The sequence below is a fragment of the Streptomyces lancefieldiae genome, from assembly GCF_031845825.1.
GTDB classification, from domain to species: Bacteria; Actinomycetota; Actinomycetes; order Streptomycetales; family Streptomycetaceae; genus Streptomyces; species Streptomyces lancefieldiae.
Map to the genome: position 1 here is coordinate 294337 of NZ_JAVRFH010000003.1, position 10119 is coordinate 304455.

9 protein-coding genes are annotated in these 10119 nt (G+C 69.4%); 7 read left to right on the forward strand and 2 right to left on the reverse strand.

The features are described 5' to 3' along the window. Positions 1-296: 296 nt before the first annotated feature. The 4 genes from RM812_RS05020 to RM812_RS05035 are packed head-to-tail and all read left to right on the forward strand — an operon-like array spanning position 297 to position 5166. Positions 297-2516 (forward strand): polyribonucleotide nucleotidyltransferase, encoded by a 2220-nt coding sequence (locus RM812_RS05020; RefSeq protein WP_311571157.1) that lies wholly within the window; start codon positions 297-299, stop codon positions 2514-2516. Next, complete coding sequence (locus RM812_RS05025) at positions 2513-3892, forward strand: M16 family metallopeptidase (RefSeq protein WP_311571158.1); 1380 nt, start codon at positions 2513-2515, stop codon at positions 3890-3892. Before RM812_RS05020 ends, RM812_RS05025 begins: the two co-directional genes overlap by 4 nt. 41 nt (positions 3893-3933) lie before the next feature. Further along, positions 3934-4686 carry a 4-hydroxy-tetrahydrodipicolinate reductase gene (dapB, locus tag RM812_RS05030; protein WP_311571159.1) on the forward strand — a complete coding sequence of 251 codons (753 nt, stop codon included), beginning with the start codon at positions 3934-3936 and terminating at the stop codon, positions 4684-4686. A 24-nt stretch (positions 4687-4710) separates the two neighbouring features. Further along, entirely contained in the window at positions 4711-5166 is a 456-nt protein-coding gene (locus tag RM812_RS05035; protein WP_311571160.1) for a tetratricopeptide repeat protein, read from the forward strand. A 100-nt stretch (positions 5167-5266) separates the two neighbouring features. On the opposite strand, the gene RM812_RS05040 is transcribed toward RM812_RS05035, so the two are convergent. Further along, on the reverse strand, positions 5267-5821 hold the full coding sequence (locus RM812_RS05040; protein ID WP_311571161.1) for a hypothetical protein: 555 nt from the start codon (positions 5819-5821) through the stop codon (positions 5267-5269). 118 nt (positions 5822-5939) lie between these two features. Continuing rightward, positions 5940-6179 (reverse strand): hypothetical protein, encoded by a 240-nt coding sequence (locus tag RM812_RS05045; protein ID WP_311571162.1) that lies wholly within the window; start codon positions 6177-6179, stop codon positions 5940-5942. A 192-nt stretch (positions 6180-6371) separates the two neighbouring features. Between RM812_RS05045 and thyX the strand changes: the two genes are divergently transcribed. The 3 genes from thyX to RM812_RS05060 all read left to right on the forward strand — a co-directional run bounded on the left by thyX (position 6372) and on the right by RM812_RS05060 (position 10059). Further along, positions 6372-7112, forward strand: coding sequence for an FAD-dependent thymidylate synthase (thyX, locus tag RM812_RS05050; RefSeq protein WP_311571163.1), 741 nt, complete (start codon positions 6372-6374; stop codon positions 7110-7112). A 211-nt stretch (positions 7113-7323) separates the two neighbouring features. Next, the gene (dapA, locus tag RM812_RS05055) at positions 7324-8223 is read left to right on the forward strand and encodes a 4-hydroxy-tetrahydrodipicolinate synthase (RefSeq protein WP_311571164.1); all 900 of its coding nucleotides are present in this window, start codon (positions 7324-7326) and stop codon (positions 8221-8223) included. A gap of 150 nt (positions 8224-8373) precedes the next feature. Further along, positions 8374-10059 (forward strand): ribonuclease J, encoded by a 1686-nt coding sequence (locus tag RM812_RS05060; protein WP_311571165.1) that lies wholly within the window; start codon positions 8374-8376, stop codon positions 10057-10059. The last annotated feature ends 60 nt before the right edge of the window (positions 10060-10119 follow it).

The following is a 10119-nucleotide window of genomic DNA, read 5'->3' on the forward strand; positions in this document are numbered from 1 at the left end:
GGGGGCCGCTCCTTTTGCTGTACGTGCGCGGTGTCGCCACCCCTTTGTAGTGTGGTAACCGAACACGAGACGCACGACACACAAAACCGAACGAAACAGACAAGCGCAGACAAGCGCAGAAGAACAAGGAGAAGCGCGCCTCGCCGTCGCCGGTCCTCGGTAGTGGCCCCCGGGAGGGGATCCCGGGTGCTTCGATCGAAGACCGGCCCGCACCGGACGCGGCGCTTCTCCGGCACCGTCCCCCCGCCACACGGGCGAGGAGGGACAAAAGACGACAAGTAACGGAGAAAACGCTAGTGGAGAACGAGACCCACTACGCCGAGGCCGTCATCGACAACGGCTCCTTCGGCACCCGCACCATCCGCTTCGAGACGGGCCGCCTGGCCCGTCAGGCCGCCGGTTCCGCCGTGGCGTACCTGGACGACGACACCATGGTGCTGTCGGCCACCAGCGCCTCCAAGAACCCGAAGGACCAGCTCGACTTCTTCCCGCTCACGGTGGACGTCGAGGAGCGGATGTACGCCGCCGGCAAGATCCCCGGCAGCTTCTTCCGTCGTGAGGGCCGGCCGTCCGAGGACGCCGTCCTCACCTGCCGCCTGATCGACCGCCCGCTGCGCCCGTCCTTCAAGAAGGGCCTGCGCAACGAGATCCAGGTCGTGGCCACGATCATGGCCCTCAACCCCGACCACCTGTACGACGTCGTGGCGATCAACGCCGCCTCCGCGTCGACGCAGCTGGCCGGTCTGCCCTTCTCCGGCCCGATCGGCGGCGTCCGCGTCGCGCTGATCAGCGGCCAGTGGGTGGCCTTCCCGACGCACACCGAGCTCGAGGACGCCGTCTTCGACATGGTCGTCGCGGGCCGCGTCCTGGAGGACGGCGACGTCGCGATCATGATGGTCGAGGCCGAGGCCACCGAGAAGACCATCAAGCTGGTCGAGGGCGGCGCCGAGGCGCCCACCGAGGAGGTCGTCGCCGCCGGTCTGGAGGCCGCGAAGCCCTTCATCAAGGTGCTGTGCCGCGCCCAGGGCGACCTCGCCGCGAAGGCCGCCAAGCCGACCGGCGAGTTCCCGATCTTCCTGGACTACCAGGACGACGTCCTGGAGGCCCTCAGCGCCGCCGTCCGCCCCGAGCTCAGCCAGGCGCTCACCATCGCCGGCAAGCAGGAGCGCGAGGCCGAGCTGGACCGCGTCAAGGCGCTCGCCGCCGAGAAGCTCCTGCCGGAGTTCGAGGGCCGCGAGAAGGAGATCTCCGCCGCGTACCGCTCGCTGACCAAGTCCCTGGTCCGTGAGCGCGTCATCAAGGAGAAGAAGCGCATCGACGGCCGCGGTGTCACCGACATCCGCACCCTGGCCGCCGAGGTCGAGGCCATCCCGCGCGTGCACGGCTCCGCCCTGTTCGAGCGTGGCGAGACCCAGATCCTGGGCGTCACCACCCTCAACATGCTCCGCATGGAGCAGCAGCTGGACACCCTCTCGCCGGTGACCCGCAAGCGCTACATGCACAACTACAACTTCCCGCCGTACTCCGTCGGCGAGACCGGCCGCGTCGGCTCCCCGAAGCGCCGCGAGATCGGCCACGGCGCCCTCGCCGAGCGCGCCATCGTGCCGGTGCTGCCGACGCGCGAGGAGTTCCCCTACGCGATCCGTCAGGTGTCCGAGGCCCTCGGCTCCAACGGCTCGACGTCCATGGGCTCGGTCTGCGCCTCCACCATGTCGCTGCTGAACGCCGGTGTGCCGCTGAAGGCCCCCGTCGCCGGTATCGCCATGGGCCTGATCTCCCAGGAGATCAACGGCGAGACGCACTACGTCGCCCTCACCGACATCCTCGGTGCGGAGGACGCCTTCGGCGACATGGACTTCAAGGTCGCCGGCACCAAGGAGTTCGTGACCGCCCTCCAGCTCGACACCAAGCTGGACGGCATCCCCGCCTCCGTCCTGGCCGCCGCCCTCAAGCAGGCCCGTGACGCCCGCCTCCACATCCTCGACGTGATGATGGAAGCGATCGACACGCCGGACGAGATGTCCCCGAACGCGCCGCGGATCATCACCGTGAAGATCCCGGTCGACAAGATCGGTGAGGTCATCGGCCCCAAGGGCAAGATGATCAACCAGATCCAGGAGGACACGGGCGCCGACATCACGATCGAGGACGACGGCACGATCTACATCGGTGCCGCCGACGGCCCGGCCGCCGAGGCCGCCCGCGCGACGATCAACGGCATCGCCAACCCGACCATGCCCGAGGTCGGCGAGCGCTACCTGGGCACCGTCGTGAAGACGACGACCTTCGGCGCGTTCGTCTCGCTGCTGCCCGGCAAGGACGGTCTGCTGCACATCTCGCAGATCCGCAAGCTCGCCGGCGGCAAGCGCGTGGAGAACGTCGAGGACGTCCTCGGTGTGGGCCAGAAGGTCCAGGTCGAGATCGCCGAGATCGACTCCCGCGGCAAGCTCTCCCTGATCCCCGTGATCGAGGGCGAGGACGCGAACGAAGAGAAGAAGGACGACGCCGACCAGTGACGTCCCGTAGCTCCAAGGCGACGGCCCGCACCTCCTCGGAGGCGCGGGCCGTCGCCCGTACCCAAACCCTGATCAAGGGCGAGAACGGCATCGGTACGGTCCGCAAGACCACCCTCCCGGGCGGCCTGCGCATCGTCACCGAGACCCTGCCCTCGGTCCGCTCGGCGACCTTCGGCATCTGGGCGCACGTCGGCTCCCGCGACGAGACCCCGGCCCTGAACGGCGCCACCCACTACCTCGAGCACCTGCTCTTCAAGGGCACGTCCCGCAGGTCCGCCCTGGAAATCTCCTCCGCCCTCGACGCCGTCGGCGGCGAGATGAACGCGTTCACGGCCAAGGAGTACACGTGCTACTACGCGCGCGTGCTCGACACCGACCTGCCGCTCGCCATCGACGTGGTCTGCGACATGCTGACCGGCTCGCTGATCCAGGAGGAGGACGTCGACGTCGAGCGCGGCGCCATCCTCGAGGAGATCGCGATGACCGAGGACGACCCGGGCGACTGCGTGCACGACCTGTTCGCGCACACCATGTTCGGCGACAACGCCCTCGGCCGCCCGGTCCTCGGCACCGTCGACACCGTCAACGCCCTCACCGCCGACCGCATCCGCCGCTTCTACAAGAAGCACTACGACCCGACGCACCTCGTGGTCGCCTGCGCCGGCAACGTCGACCACAACAAGGTCGTGCGCCAGGTCCGCGCCGCCTTCGAGAAGGCCGGTGCCTTCAGGGACCCGGTGGCCGCACCCATCGCCCCCCGCGAGGGCCTGCGCACCATCCGCACCGCCGGCCGCGTCGAACTGATCGGCCGCAAGACCGAGCAGGCGCACGTCATCCTCGGCATGCCGGGCCTGGCCCGCACCGACGAGCGACGCTGGGCCATGGGTGTCCTCAACACCGCCCTCGGCGGCGGCATGTCCTCCCGCCTCTTCCAGGAGGTCCGCGAGAAGCGCGGCCTGGCCTACAGCGTGTACTCGTACACCTCGGGCTTCGCCGACTGCGGCCTCTTCGGCGTGTACGCGGGCTGCCGGCCCTCCCAGGTGCACGACGTGCTGAAGATCTGCCGGGACGAACTCGACCACGTCGCCGAGCACGGCCTGAGCGACGACGAGATCGGCCGTGCCGTCGGCCAGCTCCAGGGCTCCACGGTCCTCGGCCTGGAGGACACGGGCGCGCTGATGAACCGTATCGGCAAGAGCGAACTGTGCTGGGGCGAGCAGATGTCCGTCGACGACATGCTGGCCCGGATAGCCTCGGTGACGCCGGACGACGTCCGAGCGGTCGCCCGCGACGTCCTGGGACGACGGCCCTCGCTGTCGGTCATCGGCCCGCTGAAGGACAAGCAGGCGTCCCGGCTGCACGACGCCGTCGCCTGAACCCGTCCGGTCTGAACCCCTCCGGTAAGGAAGCAAGAGACATGAGCAAGCTGCGCGTGGCCGTCCTCGGCGCCAAGGGCCGGATCGGCTCCGAGGCGGTCCGGGCGGTCGAGGCCGCCGAGGACCTGGAACTGGTCGCCGCCCTCGGCCGGGGCGACAGCCTGGACACGCTGGCCGAGACCGGCGCCCAGGTCGCCGTCGAGCTGACCACCCCCGCCTCGGTGATGGACAACCTCGACTACTGCGTACGCCACGGCATCCACGCCGTCGTCGGCACCACGGGCTGGACCGACGAGCGTCTCGCACAGCTGAGGACCTGGCTCGACGGCTCTGTGGAGACGGGTGTCCTCATCGCGCCCAACTTCTCCATCGGCGCCGTGCTGACCATGAGGTTCGCGCAGATCGCGGCCCCGTACTTCGAGTCCGTCGAGGTCGTCGAGCTGCACCACCCGAACAAGGTGGACGCCCCCAGCGGCACCGCCACCCGCACCGCCCAGCTGATCGCCCAGGCCCGGCAGAAGGCAGGCACCGCACCGGCGCCCGACGCCACTGCCACCGCCCTGGACGGCGCTCGCGGCGCGAACGTCGACGGTGTCCCGGTCCACGCGGTCCGCCTGCGCGGCCTGCTCGCCCACCAGGAGGTCCTGCTCGGCGGCGAGGGCGAGACCCTCACCGTCCGCCACGACTCCCTGCACCACAGCAGCTTCATGCCCGGCATCCTGCTGGGCGTGCGCCGCGTGGTGAGCACGCCGGGCCTGACCCTCGGCCTGGAACACTTCCTGGACCTGAACTGAGACCCGGACCGAGCTCCTGACCTCATGCGCGCGAAGATCTCCTACGTCATCACGGCCGCCGTCCTGGTCTTCTACTTCGTCCTGGCCGGCAGCCGCGGTGTGATGCTCATCGAAACCGGCACACCCCTCACCGTCGCCTTCGGTGTCGCGGTGCTGATCCTGCCGGTGATCGGCCTTTGGTTCCTCTGGAAGAACACCCAGTTCGTCCGCAAGGCCAACCAGCTCGCCGCCGAGCTCGACGCCGAGGGCGGACTGCCCATGGACGAGCTGAAGCGCACCCCCAGCGGCCGCGTCGACCGGGACTCGGCCGACGAGGTCTTCGCCCTGCGCAAGGCCGAGACGGAGGACGCGCCCGGCGACTGGCGCAGCTGGTTCCGCCTCGCCGTCGCCTACCACGACGCCCGCGACACCCCGCGCGCCCGCAAGGCCATGCAACGGGCGATCGCCCTGCACGACGGCAAGCACGTCGAGGCGGCCTGAGCCGACCGACAGCCACCGAAACACACCGACCGATACACTCCGACCGAAGCGCCGGGGCCCGGTCCGCACTCGCGGACCGGGCCCCGGCGTCAGTTCGTGCTCAGCTACGCCCGTACTCGGCGGCCCACGCCTCCACGGCGTCCGCCGCCCGGTCGAAGGCGTCCTCCCGCGCGAGGAAGTCGGCGTTGTGGGTGGTCAGCAGGGGAGGCACGGACTCAGCGGGCCGCCCCTGCCGGACGAGGAGCAGAGCCTGACCCTGCACCGTCCGCGGCAGCCCGAGCCAACGCACCGGCTGCTGCACCGTCCGCACACTGGTGACCTGCTGCCAGGTCATCGTGCGTGTGCTGAAGAAGCCCACCTGCCGGACGCCGCGCGCGCTCACCCACGCGCCCATGCGCAGCAGCCGCAAGGCGCACGCGATCACCACCACCGCCACGCCGAAGACCACACCGGCGGCGGACAGCGAGTCCGTCGCCGCGATGATGACCGCCGCGAACAGCACGAACGAGGCGAGCAGCAGCAACAGCGCCGCCGGCCCCACCCGCCACGGTCCCGGCCGGTAGGGCCGGCGCCAGAGGTCGCGGTCGTCGTACGGCAGCGCGACCTCGTCGGCGGCGTCGAAGGCGCGGTCGGCCGTCAGGAAGGGCAGGGGCACGGCTGGTCCTCACTCGTTCCATGGCGTGTGCTGTGCCCGGTGAGGCTACCGACCTGTGTCTCCGGTCACCACCCTCGGGGGCCCGGATGGAGTGAGGACGACTGTCCCAGGGACGCCTCTAGCGCCCGTCGGACGCCTGCGACGGCTGCTTGTGCCCGGAGGGCTGGTCGGCCGACAGGGAGGGCATCCCGATCACGAGGGAGCCCACGAGTCCTGCGACGACGGTGAGACCCAGCAGCCAGCGCCCGGCCAACTGGCCGAAGGACGCCCGCTGACGGGGCGGGGGTGCGACATTGCTGCGGAACCTGTCGGCCTCGGCGACGAAGGCGAACGGCACGGGTTCACGCCGGCGGATCATTGGAGGTGCGTCTCCCTTCGGGGATCGGTCCACAGCGACCGGAGTGGGTCGCTGTTACTCATACAGACGAACGAATGCCCTCGCAGGTGCCCACTTTCACCGACTTCATCGCGGCACGGCCGTGAAAAGCCCCGTTTGGGTGGCCGTAGAGTGGCCTCGCCCGAGCGACGAGATGGGAAGGCCCTCCACACCGTGACCGACACCCCCACCGACGATTTCAAGATCGACCTTCGCAGCGACGTCACCGTCGAGCTGGTGAAGAGCAGCGCGACCGACTCCGACGTACTCTTCGCCGCCCGCGTCTCGACCGTCGGCGAACAGTCCCTGGACGAGCTGAAGAAGGACCCGGAGCGCTCCAAGGGCCTGATCAACTACCTCATGAGGGACCGGCACGGCAGCCCGTTCGAGCACAACTCGATGACCTTCTTCATCAGCGCCCCGATCTTCGTCTTCCGCGAGTTCATGCGGCACCGCGTCGGCTGGTCCTACAACGAGGAGTCGGGCCGCTACCGGGAGCTCCAGCCCGTCTTCTACGTGCCGGACACCTCCCGCAAGCTGGTCCAGCAGGGCCGGCCCGGCAAGTACGTCTTCGTCGAGGGCACCCCGGAGCAGTACGAGCTGGTGGGGAGCGCCATGGAGGACTCCTACCGCCAGGCCTACGCGACGTACCGGCAGATGCTCGCCGCGGGCGTCGCCCGCGAGGTGGCCCGCGCGGTGCTCCCCGTCGGCCTGTACTCCTCGATGTACGCCACCTGCAACGCCCGCTCGCTGATGCACTTCCTCGGCCTGCGCACCCAGCACGAGCTGGCCAAGGTCCCGTCCTTCCCGCAGCGCGAGATCGAGATGGTCGGCGAGCGGATGGAGGCCGCGTGGGCCGAGCTCATGCCGCTCACCTACGCCGCCTTCAACGCGAACGGACGCGTGGCGCCGTAGGGCGCCCACGGAGCCCGACCGGGCACAGATGTACGCATCCGCCGGCCGAAGTGTCCGGATTGCGGCGTTCTGTGAAGTTCATCTAGCCTGATCAAAGGGACCCGGCACTGCTTGAACCCCCGAGCAGGCAGTGCCGGGCTCCACCTCCTCCCCGATCTGCCGCATCCCCCGAGGGCAGACCCCGCCCTGAGCAACGAGTAGCGTGTAACCCATGGCTCCGACCTCCACTCCGCAGACCCCCTTCGGGCGGGTCCTCACCGCCATGGTCACGCCCTTCAGGGCGGACGGCGCACTCGACCTCGACGGCGCGCAGCGGCTCGCCGCCCACCTGGTGGACGCAGGCAACGACGGCCTGATCATCAACGGCACCACGGGCGAGTCCCCCACCACCAGCGACGCGGAGAAAGCGGACCTCGTACGAGCGGTCCTGGAGGCCGTCGGCGACCGTGCACACGTCGTCGCCGGAGTCGGCACCAACAACACCCAGCACAGCATCGAGCTGGCCCGCGCCGCCGAGCACGCCGGCGCGCACGGCCTCCTGCTCGTCACGCCGTACTACAACAAGCCCCCGCAGGAGGGCCTGTACCAGCACTTCACGGCCATCGCCGACGCCGCCGAGCTGCCGGTCATGCTCTACGACATCCCCGGCCGCAGTGGCGTCCCGATCAACACCGAGACGCTGGTCCGCCTCGCCGAGCACCCGCGGATCGTCGCCAACAAGGACGCCAAGGGCGACCTCGGCCGCGCCAGCTGGGCCATCGCGCGTTCCGGCCTCGCCTGGTACTCCGGCGACGACATGCTGAACCTGCCGCTCCTCTCCGTGGGCGCGGTCGGCTTCGTCTCCGTCGTCGGCCATGTCGTCACCCCCGAACTGCGTGCCATGGTGGACGCGCACGTCGCCGGTGACGTACAGAAGGCCCTGGAGATCCACCAGAAGCTGCTCCCGGTCTTCACCGGCATGTTCCGCACCCAGGGCGTCATGACCACCAAGGCCGCGCTCGCCCTCCTCGGACTGCCCGCAGGACCGCTGCGCGCGCCCATGGTCGGTCTCACGCCCGAGGAAACCGAGCAGCTCAAGATCGATCTTGCCGCCGGCGGGGTACAGCTCTGACAACAGACTTGGCACCACCGCACGACCGAGACTTCACAACTGAATAGGCAGGCCACCGGTGCCTGCACCCCAATACGACAACTGCTTCTGCACGAACGTCACGCGCGCCACGTGCCACCGGTACGTGGCGCGTGTGGTGAGGAGAGTCTTTTGAGTCATCCGCATCCTGAACTGGGCCGGCCCCCGGCGCTTCCCGCAGGCGGTCTGCGGGTCACCCCGCTCGGCGGTCTCGGCGAGATCGGCCGCAACATGACGGTCTTCGAGTACGGCGGACGCCTGCTGATCGTCGACTGCGGAGTGCTCTTCCCCGAGGAGGAGCAGCCCGGAATCGACCTGATTCTGCCGGACTTCTCGTCCATCCGGGACCGCCTCGACGACATCGAGGGCATCGTCCTCACCCACGGCCACGAGGACCACATCGGCGGTGTCCCCTTCCTCCTCCGCGAGAAGCCGGACATCCCGCTGATCGGCTCCAAGCTGACCCTCGCGCTCATCGAGGCCAAGCTCCAGGAGCACCGCATCCGTCCGTACACCCTCGAGGTCGCGGAGGGGAACCGCGAACGCATCGGCCCGTTCGACTGCGAGTTCATCGCGGTCAACCACTCCATCCCGGACGCGCTGGCCGTCGCCATCCGCACCCCCGCGGGCATGGCGGTCCACACGGGCGACTTCAAGATGGACCAGCTTCCGCTGGACAACCGCCTCACGGACCTCCACGCCTTCGCACGGCTGAGCGAGGAGGGCATCGACCTCCTCCTCGCCGACTCGACGAACGCCGAGGTCCCGGGGTTCGTTCCGCCGGAGCGGGACATCTCCAACGTCCTGCGCCAGGTCTTCGCCGGCGCCCGCAAGCGGATCATCGTGGCGAGCTTCGCCAGCCACGTCCACCGCATCCAGCAGATCCTGGACGCGGCGCACGAGTACGGCCGCCGGGTCGCCTTCGTCGGCCGCTCCATGGTCCGCAACATGGGCATCGCCCGTGACCTGGGCTACCTGAAGGTGCCGCCGGGTCTCGTCGTGGACGTCAAGACGCTCGACGACCTGCCGGACAGCGAAGTGGTCCTGGTCTGCACGGGTTCCCAGGGCGAACCGATGGCCGCCCTGTCCCGCATGGCCAACCGGGACCACCAGATCCGCATCGTCGACGGCGACACGGTCATCCTGGCCTCGTCCCTCATCCCGGGCAACGAGAACGCGGTGTACCGCGTGATCAACGGCCTGACCCGCTGGGGCGCGCACGTCGTCCACAAGGGCAACGCCAAGGTGCACGTCTCGGGCCACGCCTCGGCCGGCGAGCTGCTGTACTTCTACAACATCTGCCGACCCAAGAACCTGATGCCGGTCCACGGCGAATGGCGCCACCTGCGCGCCAACGCCGAACTGGGCGCCCTGACCGGCGTCCCGCACGACCGCATCGTCATCGCCGAGGACGGCGTCGTCGTCGACCTGGTCGAGGGCAAGGCCAAGATCTCCGGCAAGGTCCAGGCGGGATACGTCTACGTCGACGGTCTCTCGGTCGGCGACGTGGGCGAGCCGGCCCTCAAGGACCGCAAGATCCTCGGCGACGAGGGCATCATCTCGGTCTTCCTGGTCATCGACTCCTCCACCGGCAAGATCACCGGCGGACCGCATGTCCAGGCCCGTGGCTCGGGCATCGAGGACTCGGCCTTCGCAGCGGTGCTTCCCAAGATCACGGAAGCGCTGGAACGCTCGGCCCAGGACGGGGTCGTCGAACCCCATCAGCTCCAGCAGCTGGTGCGCAGGACCCTCGGCAAGTGGGTCTCGGACACCTACCGGCGGCGGCCGATGATCCTCCCTGTGGTGGTGGAGGTCTGACGACCCGTCGGGTCTCGGCCGGCGCCAACCAGGAGCGGGGGGCCTCGATTTGCATCGAGG